Annotated in this window: 19 protein-coding genes, 2 tRNA genes and 2 pseudogenes; 11 read left to right on the top strand and 12 right to left on the bottom strand. The window is 43.5% G+C overall.

Annotated features, from left to right (window positions below):
* Positions 1–52: 52 nt before the first annotated feature.
* From LEP1GSC050_RS08460 to LEP1GSC050_RS08475, 4 genes are all read right to left on the bottom strand, one after another.
* Positions 53–127 (bottom strand) — tRNA-Glu (locus LEP1GSC050_RS08460).
* 22 nt (positions 128–149) lie between these two features.
* Positions 150–222, bottom strand: a tRNA-Lys gene (locus tag LEP1GSC050_RS08465).
* 304 nt (positions 223–526) lie between these two features.
* Entirely contained in the window at positions 527–1801 is a 1275-nt protein-coding gene (locus tag LEP1GSC050_RS08470; RefSeq protein ID WP_010570805.1) for an adenylosuccinate synthase, read from the bottom strand.
* Between the two features lie 61 nt (positions 1802–1862).
* Complete coding sequence (locus LEP1GSC050_RS08475; RefSeq protein WP_020987646.1) at positions 1863–2855, bottom strand: ATP phosphoribosyltransferase regulatory subunit; 993 nt, start codon at positions 2853–2855, stop codon at positions 1863–1865.
* A 222-nt stretch (positions 2856–3077) separates the two neighbouring features.
* Between LEP1GSC050_RS08475 and LEP1GSC050_RS08480 the strand changes: the two genes are divergently transcribed.
* Positions 3078–5090, top strand: a complete 2013-nt coding sequence (locus LEP1GSC050_RS08480; protein WP_010570807.1) for a 1-acyl-sn-glycerol-3-phosphate acyltransferase — start codon at positions 3078–3080, stop codon at positions 5088–5090.
* A 10-nt stretch (positions 5091–5100) separates the two neighbouring features.
* Here the strand turns inward: LEP1GSC050_RS08480 and LEP1GSC050_RS08485 are convergent, their stop codons facing one another.
* The 3 genes from LEP1GSC050_RS08485 to LEP1GSC050_RS08495 form a co-directional block, all read right to left on the bottom strand.
* Positions 5101–5793, bottom strand: a complete 693-nt coding sequence (locus LEP1GSC050_RS08485; protein ID WP_010570808.1) for a TetR/AcrR family transcriptional regulator — start codon at positions 5791–5793, stop codon at positions 5101–5103.
* A gap of 319 nt (positions 5794–6112) precedes the next feature.
* Positions 6113–6904, bottom strand: coding sequence for an alpha/beta hydrolase (locus tag LEP1GSC050_RS08490; protein WP_040911243.1), 792 nt, complete (start codon positions 6902–6904; stop codon positions 6113–6115).
* Between the two features lie 283 nt (positions 6905–7187).
* A complete protein-coding gene (locus tag LEP1GSC050_RS08495; RefSeq protein ID WP_010570810.1) occupies positions 7188–8795 on the bottom strand; it encodes a xylulokinase in 1608 nt (535 codons plus the stop codon).
* 159 nt (positions 8796–8954) lie between these two features.
* Here LEP1GSC050_RS08495 and LEP1GSC050_RS08500 point away from each other — a divergent pair, with 159 nt between their 5' ends.
* Positions 8955–9413 (top strand): nuclear transport factor 2 family protein, encoded by a 459-nt coding sequence (locus LEP1GSC050_RS08500; protein WP_010570811.1) that lies wholly within the window; start codon positions 8955–8957, stop codon positions 9411–9413.
* 311 nt (positions 9414–9724) lie between these two features.
* Positions 9725–10975 carry an MFS transporter gene (locus tag LEP1GSC050_RS08505; RefSeq protein WP_010570812.1) on the top strand — a complete coding sequence of 417 codons (1251 nt, stop codon included), beginning with the start codon at positions 9725–9727 and terminating at the stop codon, positions 10973–10975.
* Between the two features lie 71 nt (positions 10976–11046).
* Here the strand turns inward: LEP1GSC050_RS08505 and LEP1GSC050_RS08510 are convergent, their stop codons facing one another.
* Positions 11047–11700: a TetR/AcrR family transcriptional regulator gene (locus LEP1GSC050_RS08510; protein WP_040911244.1), complete on the bottom strand. Its 654-nt coding sequence runs from the start codon at positions 11698–11700 to the stop codon at positions 11047–11049.
* A gap of 161 nt (positions 11701–11861) precedes the next feature.
* On the opposite strand from LEP1GSC050_RS08510, the gene LEP1GSC050_RS08515 reads away from it, so the two are divergent.
* From LEP1GSC050_RS08515 to LEP1GSC050_RS20575, 8 genes and pseudogenes are all read left to right on the top strand, one after another.
* Positions 11862–13340: an aspartate aminotransferase family protein gene (locus tag LEP1GSC050_RS08515; protein ID WP_010570814.1), complete on the top strand. Its 1479-nt coding sequence runs from the start codon at positions 11862–11864 to the stop codon at positions 13338–13340.
* Positions 13341–13376: 36 nt separating this feature from the next.
* Entirely contained in the window at positions 13377–14033 is a 657-nt protein-coding gene (locus LEP1GSC050_RS08520; RefSeq protein WP_010570815.1) for a class II aldolase/adducin family protein, read from the top strand.
* Complete coding sequence (locus tag LEP1GSC050_RS08525) at positions 14030–14683, top strand: class II aldolase/adducin family protein (protein ID WP_020987436.1); 654 nt, start codon at positions 14030–14032, stop codon at positions 14681–14683. Before LEP1GSC050_RS08520 ends, LEP1GSC050_RS08525 begins: the two co-directional genes overlap by 4 nt.
* Positions 14684–14866: 183 nt before the next feature.
* Positions 14867–16939 (top strand): cellulase family glycosylhydrolase, encoded by a 2073-nt coding sequence (locus tag LEP1GSC050_RS08530; protein ID WP_010570818.1) that lies wholly within the window; start codon positions 14867–14869, stop codon positions 16937–16939.
* Positions 16940–17176: 237 nt separating this feature from the next.
* The gene (locus tag LEP1GSC050_RS08535) at positions 17177–19162 is read left to right on the top strand and encodes a SpoIIE family protein phosphatase (RefSeq protein WP_010570819.1); all 1986 of its coding nucleotides are present in this window, start codon (positions 17177–17179) and stop codon (positions 19160–19162) included.
* Between the two features lie 91 nt (positions 19163–19253).
* A pseudogene (locus tag LEP1GSC050_RS21350) lies at positions 19254–19477 on the top strand (transposase); the annotation flags it as partial.
* Positions 19478–19631: 154 nt separating this feature from the next.
* The gene (locus tag LEP1GSC050_RS08545) at positions 19632–20033 is read left to right on the top strand and encodes a nuclear transport factor 2 family protein (protein WP_010570821.1); all 402 of its coding nucleotides are present in this window, start codon (positions 19632–19634) and stop codon (positions 20031–20033) included.
* Positions 20034–20400: 367 nt separating this feature from the next.
* A pseudogene (locus tag LEP1GSC050_RS20575) lies at positions 20401–21629 on the top strand (IS256 family transposase).
* A 216-nt stretch (positions 21630–21845) separates the two neighbouring features.
* Here the strand turns inward: LEP1GSC050_RS20575 and rplQ are convergent.
* From rplQ to rpsK, 4 genes are read right to left on the bottom strand one after another with little or no spacing between them, the layout of a single operon-like run.
* Entirely contained in the window at positions 21846–22415 is a 570-nt protein-coding gene (gene rplQ, locus LEP1GSC050_RS08565) for a 50S ribosomal protein L17 (protein WP_010570825.1), read from the bottom strand.
* A 1-nt stretch (position 22416) separates the two neighbouring features.
* Positions 22417–23394: a DNA-directed RNA polymerase subunit alpha gene (locus tag LEP1GSC050_RS08570; RefSeq protein WP_010414503.1), complete on the bottom strand. Its 978-nt coding sequence runs from the start codon at positions 23392–23394 to the stop codon at positions 22417–22419.
* A gap of 22 nt (positions 23395–23416) precedes the next feature.
* Positions 23417–24040: a 30S ribosomal protein S4 gene (rpsD, locus tag LEP1GSC050_RS08575; protein WP_010570826.1), complete on the bottom strand. Its 624-nt coding sequence runs from the start codon at positions 24038–24040 to the stop codon at positions 23417–23419.
* A 12-nt stretch (positions 24041–24052) separates the two neighbouring features.
* Positions 24053–24460, bottom strand: coding sequence for a 30S ribosomal protein S11 (gene rpsK, locus LEP1GSC050_RS08580; RefSeq protein ID WP_010414508.1), 408 nt, complete (start codon positions 24458–24460; stop codon positions 24053–24055).
* Between the last annotated feature and the right edge of the window lie 2 nt (positions 24461–24462).

Consider the following 24462-nt stretch of genomic DNA (forward strand, 5'->3'; position numbering starts at 1 on the left):
AAAATATTATAAAAATTTAATTTGATTGAGAAGCAGATCGTAGAAAAACGAATGGTACCGCCACGGGGAATTGAACCCCGGTTACCAGGATGAAAACCTGGTGTCCTAACCACTAGACGATGGCGGCTTTTCGGACTTGTCTTTGGTCCTGAGTCGTCTGGGATTCGAACCCAGGACCACCTCATTAAAAGTGAGGTGCTCTACCAGCTGAGCTAACGACTCGGACCGTTACGGAACACGATATTTTTAGGACCTCGGGAGTCAAATGATTTTCACGGAGTTTTTTCCTCTTCTTTTGCGAGAGCCTAAAACTTCGCGTCGCAATGTTTGAACAAAAAAGAATCTTCGATCGTCTTCCGAATAAATTTCTTTGGGCGCCTCCCGTTTGCAAACGGGAGCGGGCTGCTACGGGTTCGGACAGTCGTCCTCATCCAACGCGATTACTTCCAAGCAGGAAATAGCAAAGGACTTCCCGCGTTGGACGGGCCCTGCGCATCCCTGGCGCTATAACTAAAGAATTTATTTTTTAAAAACCGGAAGCGATCGTATCTTTACGATCCGGTCCTGTAGAAATCAGATCGATGCGAACTCCGATCAGTTTTTCCAAAGTTCGGATATAGTCCTTACAGGTTGACGGTAATTTATCGAAATCGCCGATCCCGGTTATATCCGTTTTCCAACCCGAAAATTCCTCATAAATGACTTTTACGTCTTCAAGTCCTTGAGAAGGAAAACATTCTAATTTTTTGCCGTTTCTTTCGTATGCGACTGCGACCGGAATCTTGTCGTAAGCCGACAAGACGTCGATCTTCGTCAAAGCGATCGAAGTAAGACCGTTGATCCTCACCGCATGGCGCAGAACTTCCGTATCAAACCAACCGCATCTACGGGGTCGACCCGTTGTTGCTCCGTATTCCGCGCCCAAAGTCCGAAGTTTTTCTCCTTCGTCTTCTAGGAGCTCCGTCGGGAAAGGGCCTTCTCCCACCCGAGTCGTATACGCTTTTGTGATTCCGATTACGCTCTTTAAATGATGGAAAGCGATTCCGGACCCGATGAAGGCTCCGCCTGTCGTCGGGTTGGAGCTGGTTACATACGGATAGGTTCCGAAGTCCACATCCAAACCCGTCCCTTGCGCGCCTTCCAACAGGATTTTCTTTCCTGCCTTGAGTTGATTTTCCAGATAGTATGGCGTATTTATAATATTCTTGCGAACCTTTGAAAGAAAGAGTTTCAAGGAATCTAGGATTTCCTTCGTGGAAATTTCTTCGATTCCGTATAACTTGCCGATTTCATAATTCTTTTCGTCTACAAGGTGTTTTAAACGCGACTCGAAATCGTCCTCCAAAAGATCCCCGACCCGGAGACCGATCCGCATCATCTTGTCCGCGTAACAGATTCCGATTCCTTTCTTAGTCGTTCCGATTTTACGTTCCGGAGCGCAATTATTCTCCCTTGCGGAATCGATCAAGCCGTGAAACGGAAATAGTAAATGGCAGGAATCGCTGAGCAGAAGTTTTTCATAAACTGGAAATCCTTCCGCCTGCAATTTATCGCATTCTTCCACGAAGAACGCGGGATCCAGTACGACTCCGTTTCCGATCACGCAAACCGTTTGATCGTAAATGACTCCCGAAGGAACCAAATGAAAAACGTATTTTTTCCCGTGGACCACTACGGTATGTCCGGCGTTCGCCCCGCCCTGATAACGTACTATGATGTCCGTATCTTTTGATAAATAATCGATTACTTTTGCTTTGCCTTCGTCACCCCATTGGGTTCCGACTACTAATGTTGCGGGCATAGGATTCTTTCCTTATTGTGCGTTCGCTCTGAAGAGGTAATATTTGTTTTCAATCGGTTTTTCACACGCTTTCTAGGCTATCCACGTTGATTGCATAGCCGCAGGCATCCTTCTGTATTCCTGAAAAAAGTTCATAGAGATGATCGTACGCGCCACCCGTAACGACCGGTTCCGAATATCCTTCTAAATATCCCTGGAACACAAAGCCCGTATAGTATTCTAAATCCGGAATAAGCGTAAAGTCCAGGCAATACCGAAGATTTGATCCTATTTTTACCGAGAAAAGGATCTCGCGAGTTTCCGCCAATATTTCGATGGATTCCGCCGGAAGATTAGAATTCGAGAATAAAGAAACCGGATCCTCGTTTTCCCGAGAGAAACCCAGGCAAAGAGTCTCTAAAACGGGTAGAATCCTTTCCCCGTTTCTTTTGTTTAAGAAGGATCGAATCTCCGGAAGATTTTTTCTGTATAGCAAGAAGGACAATTGTCTTTGCTCCAAGGAGGAAAGACCTACGGATTCCACTATGGAGCGGAATAAATTTACGTTTCCAAGAACTATCGTCAAGGGGGAAGCGAGAGAAAGAGCGGAAAAAAGTTCTCCAATCTCCTCCAAGAGCCTGAGAATAGCGGAACTTCCGGACCCGCCAAGGTTTTCGGCGCCTATTTGTAGAATTTCTTTTCTAGATCCGCTCGTACGACCATAGTCCCGAAAAATCTTTCCCTGGTAGAATATACGTTGGTTTTCTTTGCGGTGCGCAAAACCGGCCATCCCTTTTACGGCTTGCACGGTCAAATCCACGCTAGGCGAGATCTCATTTCCGTCCGAATCTCTAAAGCGATAGAGTGCGCTCGAATCTTCGGCGGAAACAGTTAGAAGAAAGGAAGAAGAGTAATCAAAGGAAGGCAAAAAAACTTCGGAGTACCCGAAACCAAGCAGACCGTCGCTTAGCCTATCGAGAAGCTTCCGCCTTTCTAGACTTTCGTCCGGACCGAGAAAATGAAAGCCGTCTGGAATCCATTTCTTTTCGCTGAACTCGGGAGGATTATGTGTCATCTTATTTTTGCGGAGCCCCAAAATACAGTTCGGGATGACAAGGATAGAATTCAAATCGTTTTTCCCAAAAAATAGAATGACAATTCGAGTTCCGGAAGTAGAAAGTATTCTCCGGAAAACTAGGGCTTCCCCTGGAAACCAATAAAAGGCCAGGATCTATTCCGGAAAAATCCGATCCAAACCTCGATCAACCGCAAATTCAATTATAGAGGCGTCCTTAGTATGGCCGAAAAAGAACAATCCCTAGGCAGATGGCAGAAAGAATTCTTCGAAAATATTCATCTGTTTAAACGATCCGGAATGAGCGAAGAGGAAGCAAAGAAAGTCCTCCAGAAATTTTTATATCTTTCGTCCATCACTCCTATGCCGCCTGCAATGGAAGTATTTAAGGACCCGAATTCATTAGAACAGGTAGGCGTTTATACCGCTCCCGAAAAAAAGGCCCGGGAATTCATGATCGAATTTCTTTCTCCGATTATGAAATTCTTTACGGTAGAAGGAATAGAAAATCTGGCCGCCTTAAAACCGTTAATCGGTAAATATCCGTTAACTCTCATATCAAATCATTTAAGCCATCTTGATGCTCCGGCGATCTTTCATTTGTTATATCACGCGTCCCCTGAAGGGCGAGCGGTTGCGGAACAACTGGTATTTATTGCAGGCCGCTTAGCATACGAACCAGATTTTACCCGTCTCGGTTTGTATATGTTCGGCACGCTTCTCGTATGCTCCAAGCGAGATATGGCGGATAACCCTAGCCTTTCCGATCTGATGACTAAGATCAATATGAGAGCCTTCCGCAATTCTCAAAAGCTACAGAATGAAGGAAAAATCGTAGCGATCTTTCCAGAAGGAACGCGCTCAAGAGACGGTCGGCTCATGCCCTTCGTTGATACTGTTTACCATTACGTAGCCAATAAAGTGGTACTCCCGATTTCTTTAGAGAAGACCGACAAGATATTGCCGACGACGAGCTTATTATTCAATCAGGTAGCGGGTAAATTGGTAATAGGAAAACCGGTACTCGTGGGCGATTTGTCTAGGAAACAAATGGAATCGTTTCCGAAGAATATAGAGCATCTCCCCTTTCCGGAACACGGCGATAAAAAGCAGTTTTTAATCGATAATTTGGCGTTACTGGTCGGCCAAAATCTGAATAAACACCAGCACGGAATTTATCGCAATCTGTACAGTGCGGATTCCCGAGACCAAAACAAACTGATCAAAATCCCGAAAGATCCTAAGGAAAAGATCGTTGTTATCGGAAATAGCAGCATGGGTATTGCAGTCGCAACCATTCTTGCCAACAAAGAAGTTGTAGTGCAAGTGTATCATCCGGATACCACTTACACTTCCCAGTCTAACGAAGAACGAAGGGATCTAAAAAACTACTCCCTTTACAAGCTTCCTCCGAATCTTACTTTTACGTCCGACCCGGAAGCACTACGGGACGCGACTTTGTTCATCCAAGGAACGAATCCTTGGGAAATCCATACGGTCTATCCTGAACTGCAGCCATATCTGACCAAAAATAAGGCCCCGTTCTTTAATGTAGTAAAGGGATTTACGAGTTCCGGTCTGATTCTAGACGATCTTCAACAGGCTTTAGGAATCGAAGATGATCGAATCGGAGTCATTTCCGGCGCTTCCTATCCGGATCAAATTATGGAAAGAAAGATCTCCGGTTTTGAAATCGCTGCGGCAAATGAAACTCTCATCCCGCGTATCCAGAAACTGTTAACTACCGGTTATATTTTTCCAAGACCGGCCATTGTTCCCACCGATTATAAGGGGGTTCAATTGGGCGGAGCACTGAAAACGATTTATGCTCTTGTAATGGGAATCGTCGAAGGCTATTTTAATCAGACTTTGGGGGGTAACGTAGATAATTCCTTATTCCACCTTTCGAATCGCTTTTTCAACGAAATGGTAAAGGTCGGAGTTCAGATGGGAGGGCAACCTGAAACATTCCAAGGATTGGCAGGTCTGACGGATTTCATGCTCTCTTGTTTCGGAACTGATGCCAAAGATAGAAAGACGGGATATGATATTGCGAACGGACATCCTTCCGAAAAGATGTCCAACGGATTTTACGGATTGAAAGTAATGCCGAATCTGATGAAAATCGATCCGGAAGAAGTGCCGATTATGTTTGCCGCATACGAAGTCGTGATCAACAAAAAAGACGCGCGAAAAGTGGCGGAAATGATGGAAGAACGACTTTCTAGAGTGTAATGGAAATCGGTTATTCCGAATCCAACGGAACTTTTCCGTTCACGAATAAGTTAATGAGTTCGTTTGCGAGAATTTCAATTTCGGCGGCCTTGTCCGTTAAAATTTCGAAGGTCTTGGTGACGGCAGTATCTATCGCTTCCTTAGGAACTCCGAACGTGGAAAGTCCCAACCGTAATGCGGTGTTTACCATTCTGTTTCGATCAATTGCTCCCACGTACAAGGCTTCTTCCAATAATGCCTGAAACATTCCTCGAAATGCATGCGTTCTAATCAGATATTCTTCATGATCGAAATCGGGGTTATATTTTCCGAATAATAACGCGTTCCGAGCCGCACCTCTTTGACCGATCATCTCTAGTACGCCGTGCGTCCGGTAAGCGGCTAAATACGTTTCCGCAATCGATTTCTTTTTGTGGATTATATAAAGCTGAAGTCCTATTTCTAAAGCAAACACAACCGGAGCATCGAATTCACCTGCTAGACGCTCCGCAGTTTCAGACGCTTCAGAAAAGACTTCGCTTGCAATAGCAAAAAGTATCTCTTCCTTATTTTTAAAAAAATGATATAGACTTCCGGTAGTAATACCGGCTTCGTCAATGATTCTTCGGATAGTCGCTTTTTCGTATCCTTCGGAAACGAAAAGTTTGCGAGAGACCTCGAGAATTTTCGCCCTGACCTTATTCGATTGTTCTACTCTTTTCATGCAACTGGAAGTAATTCCTTCCTACGATTTACTTTCGACTGCTTGAGAGTTCAAATCTTTTTAATAAGAATTCAATGAATGATGTATTTTGCTTCTATCCATTGAGGAATAGAAAAGCGCGTTATAGTTTAACACAGATTTTTCGCAGAATGATCACAATCAAAGAAAAGAAAGAATGGCAATACTTCGTTTTCCAACCGAAAGATTACAAGTTAAACCATAATCAGGGTTAGTCGATGCTCTACGCACCGACTCCTCATAAATCCACGTAAGGCGAAAGATCTAGTTCGCTTAAAAAAAGAACAAGATAATCGGAAATTCAAACACCTAATTCGTTTAACCAAGTAAGAATACGGTTCGCCACCTTCTCCCAACCGACGTCGAGCATCATATCATGCGTCATATTCGGAAAAATCTCAGCCTGAGTTCGGTAAGATTTGCCTGTAGCTAAGACTTGCGAAGGAGAAAAGATCGCGTCCTTCTCGGCACCTAACACTAGTATGGGGGTCATAACGCGTTCCGGTTTCGGTAATTCAAAAATCATCATATCCAAGAAGCCTAGAAACGATTCTTCCTGCATGTTTTGAAAGTATTTTTGGAGTGCGTTCTTCTTTATCTCGGAGGAAAAGAAGGCCTCCTGACATAGATCCGGCGTGGAAACAACGTTATACAAACTCCAAGTAAGGGTAGTCTTTAAAAAGACAAGCGGATGCTTACGCGCGATCCGCAAAGTGGTCGCCAACACTCCTGTAGGCGGAACAGACGCTAACAAAACGGCACCCGGAGTCGAATGCTTCTCTAGATATTTTTGAACCACTAGACCTCCCATCGAATGCCCGATTAGAATCGGCGGGGTCGAAAGTTTGGATATGACATCCTCAAGGTCCGAAACGTAATTAGAGATACGATGAAAGCGAATCTCCTTCTTACCGTCACTTTCTCCGTGACCTCGTAAATCGAACGCGTTCGCTTCGAAACCTTTGGAAGCGAAATAAGGCAAAAAGAATTCATCCCAACACCAGGCGCCATGCCAAGCTCCATGCACAAATACTAAAGGAATCCGATGTTTAGATTTTTTAGTTGGATGACGAACGATTGTATTAAGATTCATATTTCCCCTAGTTTCGAAAGAATTTGCCGTGAAGATTCTCATAAAGCAAGAAAGTCGTCAATCTAAGCGTAGGCGAAGAGCGGAAAAGCTTAAGATCACTAAAAATCGAATTTAGACGGATGCCCCTCACTCTTATTACCAGCAAAATCCGGCAGATTGAATTGCGATTCACAGTTGGAACTCCTACACGAACAACAGCAAAAAAAGTCTTCCCAAAATCGCGGCCTTATGATAAGCCCTCTCGGGTACCACCGCACCGGCCCCCACCCAGGAAGGGCGGGGACTACCCGTTCAAACGCGCAAAATGCCGTTGATTCGATTTATATAACTCTCGAAAGACTTCAAAATTCTTTTGATAAACAGCCTTGTTGGCCGAATTAGGCAGCCAACGGTCCTGTACTGGAATTAGATTGCGGATATCTTTAAAGGACGCAATTTTACCCAATCCGAGTGCCGTAATTGCGGCGGCCCCTGTTGCCCCTGCATTTTGAGGATGCTCGGTCGTTTCAATAATTCTACCCGTGATATCGGCCAGAATTTGACATACGATCGCTGAACGAGCAACACCTCCTACAAATCGAATCGTCTTAGAAGAAGGAATATTCTTTTCGGACAACTCCAAAATCCATCGTTTATGGAATGCGATTCCTTCGATTACTGCCCGAATGAGTTTTCTTTTTCCTGTGTTTAACCCGATATTAAAAAATATCCCTTTCGCTAACGGATCCTCGAAAGGACACCGATTACCATGCAGCCATGGGGTAAAAATCACCCCATCGCTTCCCGCAGGAGTGTCTTTGATAGATTCTAATAGAAATTCGAACAGGCTTTCATGAACCGCATCGGCGCCTTCCGTCACATTCCTTTTTTCCAAATAAACGTCGATTTCATCCAAAGCGAGATGATCTTTTACCCATTGCAGACATTTGCCGGAGGTTTCCTGCTCTCCAAAATAATTATAATGTTCGGGTCGAGCGCCTACAATTGACGCGATTCTAGAATTAATATCCACTTTTCTCTTTCGGGTTACGGTAGAAACCCAGCCGGAGGTCCCAGAATAAATATGCGTGTCCCCCTCCTCTACCGCGCCTGCACCGATACCGATCAGCGATGCATCTCCTCCACCTCCGAAAACCGGAATTCCTTTCTTTAAACCTAGCTCGGATGCCGCTAACGGAATCAGCTCACCCACTTTATCCGTGGAAGAAACGATTTCGGGTAAATGTTCGAACTTAACGCCAAACATATTGCAAAGACCTTTGTGCCAGCGTCCTTTACCCGGACGCGAATCAAATAAAAACGTAGCAAAGGCGGAGTCTGCCGTCATAACCGCCTTACCCGTACTTCGAGCGATCAAATACTCTTTGACATCCAACCATTTATGGACTTTCCGAAAAATCTCGGGTTCTTTTGCCTGAACCCATTTGTATTTCCAAAGAGGATCTTTTACGCTACCGGCGACGGCTCCGGTAATCTGCAATGAACGAAGAAGTTTAAACGCATTCAACCCCTCGATCTTAATTCCGGTTTCGATCCCAAGATGCATCTCCTCCTTAGCACGCTGATCCATATAACTCATAGCTGGGCGAAGCGGTTTTAGCTGAGAATCGACTAAGACCAATCCTTGCATCTGAGAACAGAAAGAGATCCCCGATATTTTTTCGGAATCAAACCCAGTTTCAACAAACAAACGGCGAGTCGTATCACACATTGCTTTCCACCATTCGTTTGCATCCTGCTCCACTCCCCCGTTCTCCAGGATGGATAATTCATATTCTGCCGAAGTCGAGTGTAGGAGTTTGAGCTTATTGGAAATTTCAAAGAGGCAAGTTTTCGTACCTGTCGTACCAATATCGTAAGTCAAGATATGAACTAAGGAATCTTCCCTCATCGTTTTCTGGTCCCCTTTAAAAGTAGCTAATGTGAGTAAGTGAGCACTCACTCACATTAGAAATGAATGCGAAGGAAAGGCAATCATTTTTCTAGGAAAACTTTCGGTGCATCAGCTTAAAGAAGTCCAATTCGTATTCATTGTTGTCCGGAGAATTTAATGAAACTCATGTTACTCAAACCTTTATCCATCATCGCTCTTATTATTATCAACATTCAGACCGTTAGCGCAAAAGATAACAAGAAGGAAGCCTTTAATAAACGAATTGTTTTAGAATTTTACGAGGCGGCGATTAATCGAAAGGACTACGATCGAGCTGCGAATTTTTTAGGAACTCGATACATCCAACATAACCAAGCGGCCGCCGATGGAAAAGACGGACTCAGGAAATTTCTTACTTTCTTAAAGGAAAAATTTCCGAATTCCCGTAGTGAAATTAAGAAAGTTTTCACCGACGGAGATTACGTAATCTTACACGTACATGCCGTTCGTATACCGGGGACGAAAGGCATCGCAATCATAGATATATTTCGCATCCAAGATGGAAAGATCACGGAACATTGGGATGTTCACGAGGATATTTCCGCAACTCCTGTCAACGATAACGGAATGTTTTAAGATATGAGTATTTTCTTGCATGGTTTTTTCCGTTATTCATTTGCTACCCTCGCAGAGTAGATTATACTTCACTTATATATCTCTTACATTTTACTGAAATGGTTCGGTGAACCATATATCAGAATCGGCGGAAGCCCATGCCAAATGATGTTCGATTCCTTATCAAAAATGTAAATTGCTTGGAAGAGAAAAGAAGATAGCTAAATACTGTCAAGAATCGACAAACCATTTGTCCGGAATTCCATTCATTCGATTGAACTCCGGTTCGAAATAAATAAAACGCGCGAACGCTTTCGGCACGGGGAAACAGAATGGCTGATAACCAAGTAAAGGTTTATGGATACAGATGGATTGTTCTTGCACTGTATTCTTTGATTACTGCAATCATCCAAATTCAATGGCTTACCTTCGCGTCGATTGCTAGGGATGCGAAACAATTCTACGGGGTCACGTCATTCGAAGTCGATTTACTCTCTATGATCTTCTTGGCAGTGTTCGTCGTAATGGCGATACCTGCATCCTATATCATCGATACGTATGGTATAAGAATCGGCATTGGAATTGGCGCCGCAATCGCCGGATCCCTCGGGTTGTTAAAAGGATTGTATGCGGAAGATTTCAGAGTAGTCATCGTATGTCAGATCGGTTTAGCAATCGCTCAACCTTTCATCATTAACGCGGTTACAAAAGTAAGTGTGCTCTGGTTCCCGATAAATGAACGAGCCACCGCTGTTGCATTAGGTACATTAGCTCAATTCGTAGGAATTATAATCGTAATGATCGGCACTCCTTTGCTGATAGGAGGCGACCATCCGGAACTATCTAGAATTCCGGAGGCAGTTTTAATTTACGGAATCGCTTCTTTTATAGGAGCAGTTCTATTTCTTGTTTTTATAAAAGAAAGACCTCCGACATCGCCGAGTATTCACGGAGAAGACACTAGAATTAAAGTATTTGCAGGGCTCAAACATATCCTTCGGCAAAAAGATATGCGAAAAGCGCTGTTACTCTTCCTTATCGGCTTGGGAATCTTTAATGCATTGAGTACCTGCATAGATCAAATCTGCGAAAGCAAAGGTTTAAATGTGGAACAAACGGGACTCGTCGGCGGAGTTATGCTTATCTCGGGGATTATCGGAGGAGTCATATTTCCGCCCATCTCAGATGCGATCGGAAAACGCCAGCCGTTTCTTGTCGTGTCGATGATCGGATTCTTGCCCGGAATTCTACTCCTCACATTCGGAACGGAGTATTCTGTTTTGCTAATAGGGTCTTTCTTAATCGGGTTTTTCTTGCTAGGCGCAGGGGCCCCTATCGGTTTTCAATATTGCGCCGAAATTACGTCCCCGGCCCCTGAATCCTCTTCGCAAGGCTTATTATTATTAATAGGTCAAATTTCTGGAATAGGCTTTATCGTAGGTTTAAACGTTATCGGCAGCATAGAATTTATGAAGGTATTCGTTGCTTTATCGCTATTTAATATAATTTTGACCTTCTTTTTGAAAGAATCTCCGATGATGGACTGGTCGACAAAGGAAAAAAGTTCCGTATTACACAAATGAAATTCAAGCGCAGGCGTTTAATAATAAGGCCTAAAGATAAGAATCCGTTTCACTCTTCTAACAAGCCAAGCTTAACTTATCGCTAATGCTCTACGAATGAATTTCATCAGACCTTCTATGACTTTCTCATCTTGATCGAAAATATTCGATCCGAGATAAATTTTCATTCTTTCCCTATAATATTCCGACGCGTACGAAAATTGCAGCGTCATAAAAAGATTATCCAAACAGAACGCAAAAATATCCTCTTCAATATCTTTGGCGATGATTCCGTCTTTCTTTGCCTTGGATAGTAATGAAGTATAAATTCTGGCCGAAACACTTTCCAACTCGGATGAAAGACGGCGAATTAAATCCGAATTCCCTTCGGAAGTCATCTCATTATAAAGCCTAATGATATCCTGGTTTTCCCTGGAATGTCGTTGAATAATGCGAAGAATATTTTCGATCTTCCCGAAAAGGTCGTTTTTCTCTTCCATGACTTTTTCCAGAGTTCGCTCAAGTTGATTGATTCCGTGGCCTACCGCTGTTAAAAAGAAATCTTCCTTTGTTTCGAAGTACTTAAATAGAGAGCCTACGCTGATTCCCGCTTTCCGAGCGATCGTATTGGTGTTTGCGCTCGTAAAACCGCGATTCGCAAATTCGGCAATTGCGACCGAAAGAATCCGGTTCCGTTTCTCTTCCGGTATCCGTTCAAATGTCTCGCTATAATATTTCGTTGGCATCGATGAAGTCAATGTAGCCTAGTCTCCCGGCCGCAAAAGCGGAACTTTCCATTGTCTATACGGTTTTTTAAAGCTTTTTGATTTGCTTGGTATTTTCTACTTGACAGTGAGTGAGCAGTCACTCACTGTCAAGTAGAATTCGAAGAAAGATGGAGAGGGACATGGCTACCGGCTTTTCGATATCCAAATACCCTGATACTCAGGAAATATATCGCCAACTCAAGGCACTCATTTCGCAACCGATTCGTTCGGTGAAAAAAGACGAGCTGCAAACCTATTTAAACAACTATTATGAAAAGAAATGTACCCGTTCAAAGGCGATGATTCAAGAGGCTTCCCAATACATTCCTGGAGGAGTTCAGCACAATTTAGCGTTTAATTACCCCTTTCCTCTCGTATTTACCAAAGCGGAAGGAGCATACCTCCACGATCTCGACGGAAACAAATACATCGACTTTCTGCAAGGTGGAGGTCCTACGGTTTTAGGCAGCAACCCAAAATCGGTTCGGGAAAAGGTCGTCCAGTTATTGAATAGTACCGGTCCCGTAACGGGTCTCTTTCACGAGTATGAGCTTCGACTAGCCGAAAAGATCGTCGAGCATATGCCTTCCGTACAAATGTTTCGGATGCTCGGTTCAGGTACGGAAGCTTGTATGGCATCTATTCGAGTCGCACGACTCGCCACAGGAAAGAAAAATATAGTTAAGATGGGCGGAGCGTACCACGGCTGGAGCGACCAACTTGCCTACGGTATTCGTATTCCAGGCACGCGTCATTTCGAAGCGCATGGAATTCCCAAGCATATCTTTAAATATACTCAAGAGTTTTACCCGAACGATCTAAACTCGCTGGAAAAAGTTCTAAAAAGGAATCGTTGGAGAGGCGGGACTGCCGCCGTTTTAATCGAGCCCGTCGGCCCGGAGAGCGGTACGCGACCGTTAGATTTCGATTTTAATAAAGGAGTTCGCGAGCTCTGTGATAAGTATGGCGCTTTATTAATTTTTGATGAAGTCGTAACTGCTTTTCGAATCGGAATGAGCGGCGCCCAAGGATATTTCGGAGTTAGTCCTGATCTTACCGTTTTCGGAAAAGTAGTAGCGGGCGGTTATCCTTCCGCGGGCGGTCTCGGTGGAAAAAGGGAATTCATGAAATATCTATCTGCCGGACTCCAAAGCGGAACGAAGAAAGCATTGATAGGCGGTACGATGGCGGCCAACCCTTTAAGCTCGGCGGCCGGCTATTTCACTCTTTGTGAAATTGAAAAACAAAAAGCCTGCGAAAAATCCGGAAGAGCAGGAGACCGAATTACTGTCGGTTTACAAAAACTGATAAAGAAATACGATCTACCTTTCGTTGCGTTTAATCAAGGATCTATCTGTCATCTGGAAACGGTCGGAACCATGTTGCTCGAAATCGATATAAAGAAGTTCTGGAAAATCAAGAAAACGATTCACGAAGCGCACGAAAGAAAGAAAGCGATGGAAGAAATGGGCGCCGCGTATATGGCGGAAGGACTCGTAACATTAGCGGGAAGTCGTCTCTATACAAGTGCTTCGGACACTGACGCGGTAGTCGACGAGGCTCTAAAACGTTTTGAAAAAGTGTTTCAGAAAGTAGAGGGAGTTCCGGCAAAGAAATAATGGATTAGCTTCGTTTAACACGATTCGGAGAGTAGTATGAACATCGATAAGGCAAAAAAACTCGTTCGTGATACGGGAATACGATTACTGAAAGCCGGTCTGATCGCAAGAAGCTGGGGAAATATCAGCCAGCGAATCGACGAAGACCATTTTGTCATCACTCCGACAGGGAGAACTTACGAAGATTTAAGACCGGACGAAATCGTTCGGGTAAACAGACACGACCTGACCCACGTAGGTCGAATCAAACCATCCTACGAGAAAGGGCTTCACGCAGCGGCTTACGAACTTCGATCCGATATCGGCGCAGTCATTCATACGCATCAATTGCAAGCCTCAGTCGTTGCAGCCGCCCATCGCGAAGTCCCTATTCTGGATACTGAGATGAAGAAAATTATCGGAGGACCGGTTTACTGCACATCTTATTCCTTACCGGGAACCAAAAAACTGATCAGAATGGCAATCGAAGCATTAGATCGTTCCGGCAGTAAGGCCGTGCTTCTTGCAAATCATGGAACGCTTTGTATCGGAAAGGATATGGAAGATGCGTTTAATGTGGCTCTAGTTTTGGAGCGGGTCTGCAAAAAGTTCATCGAGCAGGAATTTTTAAAGATCTCCGGAAAAAGAAGTGCAAGTCGTGAAGCGATACGCGAATGGTACGTGCAAAATTTCGGAGTTGAGGCAAAGACATGAAATTTCCGGAGAGTCCGTTAGAATTGCAGACTGTTCTACCTCAATTCATTAAGGAAGGTATCTTATCAAAGGGAGGATGTGCCAGCATTAAAATCGGGCAAAGCGTTTGGATTACGCCCAAGAAGGCGGATTTGCTCGCTTTAGGTAAAAAAAGTAAAAACGGATTCTTCGAAATCCCCTTAGTCGATGCACAGGTTTTTCCTAGAGACGTGCCGGAAGAAGCCGCAGCTCACGTCGCTCTCTATTTAGCAAGACCCGAGTTTAGAGTGATCATTCATTCGACACAAGAGAATATTCTTACTTGCTCCATGGCTGGAGAAACGGTTCGCCCTTTTTTAGATGATATGGCCCAGATTGTCGGACCTAACGCGAAAATCGTCTCGCTCAATTCCGAAAAGAAAACATTTAAGGAATTAGTCGCCGCCATTAAAAGACGAAATGCAGTTCTCCTTAAAGGGAACGGAGCCTTTTGCGCACACGGAACAATAGATGACGTACATGCGGTATGCCAAGTTTTAGAAAAAACCTGTAAGGCATATGTAGACTCCAGAATACTAGGAGGCGGAAAGCCGGTACCTAGGCTGGAGGCCGAAGCGATCCGATTCGTTTATCAAAGAAAGTATTCCAAACAAGCCGAAAAAAATCGTTAATTGAATTGGAATTTAGGGGAGTTTATCGCATACATTCCAATTATAAATTCACTCTATATAACTTAAATTAAGTATAATATTTATATAGAGTAATAAAAAAAGATTCTATTTTTATTACTCTGTTCGCTCCGATTTACAATTTGTACTTGGCGACTCGATTTCGAACCAATAGAGTTCGCCTCCATGAAGTCCCGATTGATTCTTACCCTTTTCCTTTCGTTTATTACCTATGTCAGTGGCAATTGCAGTCCTACCGCAAATTCATCGCTCCCGCTCCTATCTTATCTTTCCGGCAAGCAATTTGACGGTTTGATATCAAATCAATTAAACCGATCGTTGAGTCTTAGCTCCAATCTTCATAATTTAGATTATGTGGATACGAGCGATGAAATAAACGTTATTATAGGGGAAAAATCGTACGCCGGTCAGACAGACAAAATATTCATAGACGGTCTCGGTCGAGAAGTTTACTTCCGCGGCTTTAATATCTCCGGAAACGCTAAGCTGGCCCAACATGGCTTTAAACCCTTCCAAAACGAAACCGATGCAGATATCGCGCTAGGAAGATTAGGCCAGACGACAGGGGCAAATATGATTCGATTTAATATCGCATGGGAAGGGACTCACCCTGCGGTGGATACGATAGATTATGCTTATCTGGATTCAATTATCGCGCAAATTCGGAAGGCCACCCAAAAGAAACTTTATATTCTTCTGGATTTCCATCAGGATTTATTTTCAAGGAACCTATTTAATAAAAACTCCTGGTATACCGGAAACGGAGCCCCGGCTTGGATTATCTCCGGCGGATCCTATCCGTCAGAGTATTGCGGAATTATTTGCGCCAGCTGGAGTCAAAACAATCTGACCAACGAAGCCATTCGTAGAGCGTTCAGAAATTTCTGGAACGATTCGACTTTAAACACTTCGCTTGGGACTCGAACAATGCAGGAAGAATTTCTTTGGCAGCTCGGACAGACCGCCGCATATTTAAAATCCCAACTCACGCCCGGGGAGTTCGCTTATATTCTTGGAATAGACCCTTTTAATGAACCTGTGGACGGAGGAATGCAAGGGTTAACGCCTGCACAATGGGACAATCAAAAACTTTGGCCCTTTTATAACAAAGTTCGACAAAATTTAAATCAAAATGGATGGGATTCTAAACTGGTCTACGCAGAACCATTAGTTTTTTGGAATACGAATATAGGAGCCATCGCACCTGCAACAGGTGGCGGACATTTGACAACGCTTCCAGGGCCGGGATTTGTTTTCAATTCTCACTTTTATGACGCTGCGCGAATGGGAACCGATCTTACCGGAATTGATAATGCCACATATTTTAAATACCTGGATGATATTCGAAAAGAATCTAGATTCGAACAAACACCGGTTTTTCTTAGCGAATTCGGAATGTGGCTTAAAGGGGTCGGAGCCAAAGATACGCCTAGAATGATTAGCGCGGTTTACCAGGCCATGGAAATTTCCGACGGTCAACAAACCGCAAAAACTCGATATGCGGACTTCTATAATCCCGTTGTTTCGGGGACGGAATGGCATTGGGATTATTATTATAATAATCACCACGAATATATGAATGGCAATACTTCTAAATTGATCACTTCCAAGGACGCTTGGAATAACGAAGATTTTTCAGTCGTGGGAAATTACGGAACGACTTTCAATGTGGACAATTACACGATTCAGCGGGCTTATCCGAGAAGATCCCAAGGACAAATTTTAAGTTTTTATTATAATACCGTCGGATTCGATTCGTGGAAGAACGTATTCGAGTGGGGAGGAATCCGAGCCGAATCGTCCGGACCGACTTATTTTTCGGATAAGAGATTTATAATAGTAATCTGGAAAGGAAGAAAATCCGAAGCGCCGACTGAAATTTTTCTACCTCCTCATTTTTCAACGCAAGATGTTATTCTAATAACGGACAAACGAGTCTACAATAAAGGCGTGCCGACTAGTATTCAAAATGAGAACGCCGAAGCGATCCTGGTTCAGGATCGAAATAGACAAAACGGCTCCGGAAATCTTTTAATTCTCTGGGATGACTTAGCGGACGGGGAAGATTCGGACACTTCGATTCACTTTGCAATCGCAGTCGATGCAGCCAATGTTTCTTTCAGCGACAGCGTACTGCTCAATCTTCAGAACAGTTTAAAAACTAAAATTCAGGCAAATAACCAAAGCCCTGTCTATATGACCGGCAAAATGACTTACAGCGGATATCCGTCCGAGTAATCCTGCAAATCATCGCGATGCGAGGAATAGGATCTTGTTTGCTTGAAGAAGAGCGATAGAAGTCGATTTATAATCTTCTCACATTTCACTTATATTTTTGCAATTTTAGATCCGTTCCGGTCGATTCCGATTTTTGTTCTAAGCTCGATCCGGAAGAGAATTTGTAGACATTTGCATCCTAAATCACGTTAATTAATCTCGAATACCCCCATTTTCTCAATCGGAGCTTTAAGAATCATGGAAGATAAAAAGGAGCTATTAACGGATCGAATAGCTTCTTCGGGACCTGTTACGATCAATCGAATCCGCTTCGGTCTTGTTGTTTTATTTTTAGGTTCCCTGGCAGCGTCCTGGGCCCAAAGCTCCTTACTGCAGAACGCCGCTTACTTACTCGGAACCTGTACTTTAGCAGGCTTTGCAATCGCTAATCTTTTTTATCTACGTAGAAATGGAACGATTCCTGTCCGACTTGGCATGGCTTCTATTCTTGCCGATGTCATCACTCTAGGCATTACGATGTTCGTCGCATCTTGGACGGATCGAGACATGTCCTCGGGAGTGATTCGACAACTAGTTTTATATGCCATTAATATGATCTTTATCGTATATTCAGGACTTTTACTATCGCCGAATTTCGTTCTTTGGACTGGGTTCCTTTGCGCTTTTTGCCAGGGAATCGTAATCTTAAACAGCGGCTTAATGGGAGTGGAATTTACCGAAGACGAAATAAAAGTTTTATCGCCCGGATACGCGTCCATTTCCGAACAAGCGTTAAAGTTGGTTTTTTTGGTCGTAGTCGCGTACATAACCAAAAGTGTAATCGTAATTTTTAGGTTAATCGGAGCAGTAGAAGAGGAATACGCAAATACTCTAGAAGAGAAAGTAAAGGAACGTACTAGAGAGGTAACGGGCAAAATGGACGAGATCCAAGCCTTGAAAATACAGCAAGACGGCGATTATTACTTAACATCGTTGTTAAGTAAACCTCTTACCACAAACTGGAACACTTCGATAGAAGTCAGCACCACGTTCTATATCGAACAGAAAAAGAAATTCATATTTAAAAATCGGGAATCGGAACTTGGAGGCGATATATGTATCAGCGGAAATCTTCTCTTCGGATCGAATAAGGAGAAATGGATCGTATTTCTAAACGGAGATGCGATGGGCAAATCCCTGCAAGGTGCCGGAGGTGCTATCGTTCTTGGAACTGCAGTTAACAATATCATGGCAAGATCCGCAAGTCACGGCAGAGTCTTAGAAATGAAGCCAGAAGATTGGATACATCAGACATATAGGGAATTGGATGATATCTTCCGAACTTTCGACGGAATGATGATGGCATCCGTCATTCTCGGATTGATCAACGAAAAAACCGGAAGGATCCTTTTCTTCAACGCCGAACACCCATGGCCGGTTCTTTATAGAGACGGAAGGGCCTCGTTTTTAGTAAGAGAAACATCGACCTGGAAATTAGGCTCTCCGATCGACGGCAAATTTAAAATTCAAGAGTCGAAGCTCATGGATGGGGACGTTATATACATAGGTTCGGACGGCCGCGATGATATCAGCTTGTCGGAGGACGGAATCCATTGGCGGATGAATGAGGACGAAACTATTTTCCTGCGAATCGTCGAAGAAGCTAAAGGAGAAATCGACGGTATAGCGGATAGACTGCACTCCTTCGGAGTCATATCGGACGATCTATCCTTAATGCGTATCGGTTTCAAGGAACAAATTTCCACCGATCATCCGAAATATTCACAAGCGATAAGTAAATACTCAGAGGCGCGAAGAAGTTTACAACAACGTGAAACCGTAAAAGCGGTGTCTTTATTGAAAGAAGCTTGGACAATCGCACCTACGTTCAAAGAACCCGCTCGCCTGCTAGGCCAAGTATACTATGATCGGAAGGATTATGTAAATGCGATCAAATGGTTCGAAAAATATTTATCGTTAAATTCGAATTCTCAAAATATCTGGTTCGTCGTTTCCTTATGTTATAAACATATAAAAGACTTCAAGAAAGCAGCGGAGGCAGCCGAAGCGGTTCGAATCTCGCAGCCTCATAGATTCGCAAACTTAATCAACCTAGCGGATAATTACCGATTGCTAGGAGACTTTGAAAAATCGAGGGATATCCTGCAAAGAGCAAAAGAGATCAGCGAGGATAACGCTCTAGTCGAAAAACTAGAGGAACTTTTGGACGGAAAAGGTCATTGAATTTGCGCGTTATTTCGCCCGATTTTTTAAAGGAACGAGATTAGAAGAAGCTTCGAAAGTAGTTTTTCTGCGGAATCGAGGAAACCCCGGTTTTACGGATTTCCCATCCGAACATTGGAGAAAGATTCGTACGAACAATCCTTTAGAACGGATCATCAAAGAGATCAAGAGAAGGACGAAAGTTGTTGGAGTTTTTCCGGATGGTAAGTCCGCTCTCATGCTAGCTACTGCTCGACTTAGCTCAGACATGCCGCCTCCACTGAATGGGAGAAAAAGTATGTTGACATGCGGAAGTTAAAAGAATTAAAAATTTAAAAACTCACGGTTTGACCGTGTTGAGAGCCTTACCTGAAATTCTAATTGTGCGAAACTTCAAGGACATTATCGTTTCAATCTCAATCAGGTTATTCCGAATACAATATCTTATAATGTTGATCGATGCATTTTTATCTAAATAGGAGATTTCGATATGAGCGCTGAAGAAAATAAAGAACTGATGAAGCGAATTTTTTCAGGATTAGAAAAAGGTGATGGCAAACCTTTGTTGCTTAGTCTTTCGAATGATTTTTCTTGGACTATCATAGGTTCGACGGCCTGGTCAAAAACATATCGAGGAAGAAAGACGGTGCGTACCGAACTTCTCGATCCTCTTTTTTCACGATTTGCGGATCTATATACGAATAGTGCGCATCGCTTCATTGCGGAAGGCGAGTATGTGGTAGTTGAATGCAGGGGACGTGTGACCACTAAGAGCGGTTTACCTTACAATAATACGTACTGCTGGGTCGTGAAAATCGAGGATGGCAGGTTGAAAGAATTAACCGAATATCTAGATACGGAACTCTTGACTAAAGCGTTAGGTGAGCCGTGAGGAATACTTTAGCTGTTAAATGCAAGAAACACTACAACTGCAACTAATTCCGGCTTAGCAACTTCGCTTTGCGGCTAGTGCTCGGCTTGTGGCACATTTCACTTTGTCATTCGTTTTTCGGAGCAAAACTCACGCAATCCCTACGGACTCTCGAAACATCAACCAACCTCTTTCATAGGCACCAATGCCGCTGCAATAATTTTGAGTTAAAATTAACGGGACAAGTTGTCATCATACTATAAAATTTATTAATCAGTATGAATCGGATAACGTTCTAAATTTTTCGCACATTTAGAGATAAAAAGAAAGGCTCTCCTAACCGATTGAGATTGTGGCCAAACAATTTTCAAGAAGAGGAGAACCCCCCATGAGGGCAGAAGAAGATAAAAGCCACCTGAAAGTAATCCAAGTGGATGAGATCCAACTCAAGAAGGACCTGAGTGAACTCCGTAAGAGGTCCAATCGAAGAAACGCTGAATGCTCTCTTAGATGAGAAGGCGGATAAACTCTGCCAAGTCTCGAAGTATGAAAGAAACCCAGATCGAGTAGATACCCGAGCCGGATCTTATAATAGAAACTTCGAAACGGAAGCCGGAAAAGTAAAGTTGCAATCCGGCGAAGCCGGATTTCTAGGGGACCGTCTAAAGTTCCTAAACTTAGAGCAATTCCGTTCCAGTCTGCGATCATCGAAAGATACAAACGTCCAGAGAGTTCTGTAGAAGAAGCTTTCATGGAAATGTATTTAGCCGGAGTATCTGTCCGAAGGGTCGAAGATATTACGGAAACACTTTGGGGGACGAAAGTTTCTCCTTCCACGACTAGCAAATTAAATCAGAAAGTCTTTGTTCAGATCGACGAATGGAGAAACCGTCAACTTACCGATGAATATCCTTACGTTTACCTGGATAGATTGTATCTCAAGAAATTTTGGGGTGGTGAAATCCGTAATATAGCAATCCTGGAAGTCATAGGAGTCAATTCTGAAGGCTACCGGGAAGTTTTAGTCTCGATAGAAGGAGCCGAGAGAGGACAAAGAAAGTTGGCAGGCTTTCTTAAAGCACCCGAAGGATAGAGGACTCAAAGGAGTGAATTTAATCCTCTCTGATAAGTGTCTAGGCTTACTAGAATCGATCCCTTACTTCTTTTCCGACTCTAAGTGGCAAAGATGCATAGTTCATTTCTATCGAAACGTATTTGGGAAAGCACCAAGAGGTTCTTTTAAGGTTATTTCCCAAATGCTAAAAGCTATTCACTCTCAGGAAAACAAGGAAGAGGCTTTGAAGAAAGCTAACTTTGTAGTTGAAAGGTTAAACGAAATGAAATTGAAAGAAGCTTCCAAAATAGTTTCCTGCGGAATCGAGGAAACCCCGGTTTTACGGATTTCCCATCCGAACATTGGAGAAAGATACGAACGAATAATCCTTTAGAACGGATCATCAAAGAGATCAAGAGAAGGACGAAAGTTGTTGGAGTTTTTCCGGATGGTAAGTCCGCTCTCATGCTAGCTACTGCTCGACTCAGCTCAGACATGCCGCCTCCACTGAATGGGAGAAAAAGTATGTTGACATGCGGAAGTTAAAAGAATTAAGAATTTAAAAACTAACGGTTTGACCGTGTTGAAAGCCTTACCTGAAATTCTAATTGTGCGAAACTTTAACGACACTATCCGATAGTATCCTGACACACCCTGCCCCTACGAATAAGCGGCAAAGCGAGTATCAAAAATTTTCCCTCCAATTACGAACGAAATAAAAAACCCCGGAGCCGTCCTTCAACGTCCGGGGTCGGTCACCCATCTCTTAGTATATGGTGTTATTTCTTTTTCTTAGGTTTTGCTGCGGCTTTTTTCTTGGGAGCAGCAGTTGTTTTCTTTTTCTCTGCTGCTACTTTCTTAGGAGCTTTTTCCTTTTTAGGAGGAGCTTCTTTAGCGGCCTTAGCTTTCTTTTCGTCGGAAAAAACTTCGCGTTTTTCCCGAATTTCCTTGAGAAGGGTCGGGCGATCCTTACGGTTCGTTAGCTCTAATATTCCGACCTCTGAATTATCGGATGGGCGATTTACGAGTTTAAGAATCCGCGTATATCCTCCGTTCGTGTTCGCAAAACGAACGGCAATATCCTCGAAAAGTTTAGTTACGATATTACGATCTTTCACTCTTTTTAAAACTTCACGTTTGTTATGAAGTTTTATCTCGGGCGCAACATCGCCTAAATTTTTCTTTGCACGAGTAATGATCTTTTCTGCGTGAGAACGAACCACCTTCAATTTTGCTTGGGTAGATTCGATCCTTTCGTATTTAAAAAGACTCGTGATCATATTATTGATCAAAGCATCTCTATGACCTTTTTCGCGGTTAAGATGCTTTACTTTATTTCTTTTATTCATTTCAGAAATCCCTCATTCCGAACGACAATCCCAAACCTGCAAGTTTGGATTTGAGCTCACCGAGAGCCTGCTCGCTGTAGTGTTTGGATTTGGACATCTCTTCTTCGGATCTCTTGACTAGATCTCCGACAAAGTCGATCTCCAAGCTTCGAAGAACATTGAGAGAACGAACGGATAGTTCAAGCTCTTCGACGTGTTTTGAAAGAGACGCTTTCAGCTTCTCGTCGGCCTCGTCTAGCTCGTCTTCTTCCTCTTCTAGTTCTTCTTCGAAATTGATGAAAACCGTTAGGTGTTCTTTTAAGATTTTCGCTGCTTGCGCGACTGCGTCTTCCGGCGAGATAGAGCCGTCCGTCCAGACTTCAAGAGTCAATTTCTCGTAGTCAGATCTTTGAGCGACGCGAGTTTCCGAAATTTCGAAAATGACTTTTTGAACCGGAGAAAAGATAGAATCGATAGGGATCGTTCCCAATACTTCTATATCTTTCTTCTTATCTTCGGCGGGAACATATCCCCTACCTCTTTGAATCTCTAAATCGAGAATCAAATTGGCGTCCTCGTTCAAAGTCGCAAGGTGAAGATCCGGATTCATGATTTCTATGGAAGAATCCACAGCCAAATCGCCCGCTCTAAAATATCCTGCGCCTTTCAATTCGAGGTGAATGACCTTGCTTTGATCTTTATCTTCAGGCTCGTATTTAATGCGAACCTGCTTCAAGTTCAGGATGATACGGGTAACGTCCTCAGCCACTCCTTCGATGTATGAGAACTCGTGGTTTACGCCTTCGATGCGGATTGCGGAAATTGCCGCACCCTCGATCGAGGACATAAGAGTCCTGCGAAGAGAGTTTCCGATCGTAGTTGCAAACCCGCGTTCGAACGGCTCCGCGACGAACTTTCCGTAATTAGGCGTGTTCGTTTCCGTAGTGAATTCGATCTTTTTCGGACGTTTAAATCCTTTGAGTAAGCTTTTAAGAGACAATGTGAAAACCTTCGTACCTTTATTACTTGGAGTACAACTCCACGATCACTTGTTCTTTCACTGGAATATCCACATGATGGCGTTCCGGTAAAGAAAGAACATCCCCTGAAAACTTGATAAAGTCGGCAGACAACCAAGATGGAATTGAGTTCAAGGATTGAGCCAATTGAATGTTTTGAACGATAAAACCGGAGGTATGGAACTTGCCTCTAATTTCGATTTTGTCACCGACATTCAGTCTGTAAGAAGGAATATCCACCCTCTCTCCGTTCACGAGAACGTGTTGGTGAGAGATGAAATTCCTAGCCTGGCGCCTAGTCACTGCGAACCCAAGTCGATAAACGACGTTATCCAATCTTCTTTCTAGAAGTTGAAGCAAAATCTCACCGGTCACACCGTGAGCATGCGAAGCTTCTTCATAATAACGACGGAATTGTTTTTCTAACAGACCGTAAGCGCGTTTCAGTTTCTGCTTTTCTCTCAGCTGAGCGCCATATTCGGAAACTTTCGGCTTCCGTTTTGGCGGCATACCGGGAGGTCCCTTTTTGTGGAACTTATCCCGATTGAAAGTATAGCTAGACTTGAGGAAGAGGTTAACACCCTCTCTCCTCATCAGTTTTACGACTGGACCTCTATATCTTGCCATATTCTTCCTACCTTAGACCCTTCTTCTTTTACGGGGACGGCAACCGTTATGGGGTAGAGGAGTTACGTCCTTAATCATCTTAATAGAAAGACCTCTTGCAACTAACGAGCGAATGGCTGATTCACGACCGATCCCAGGACCGGAAACCAGAACATCCACTTCGTTTAGCCCAGCTGCGTCGATCGCTTTCTCGGCAGCGCTTCCTGCCGCGATTTGCGCGGCATACGGAGTGGACTTTTTTGAGCCACGAAAGCCCATTGCACCGGCAGTCGACCAAGATAGAGTGTTTCCTGCCAGGTCGGTTATGGTGATAATAGTATTGTTAAAAGAAGCAGTGATATAGACCTTACCGCGCGGTACGACCTTTTTTTCCTTCTTCTTAACTTTCTTATCTTTCTTTGTTTTCTTATCTTCAGCCATGA

The organism is Leptospira broomii serovar Hurstbridge str. 5399, assembly GCF_000243715.2.
GTDB lineage: Bacteria > Spirochaetota > Leptospiria > Leptospirales > Leptospiraceae > Leptospira_B > Leptospira_B broomii.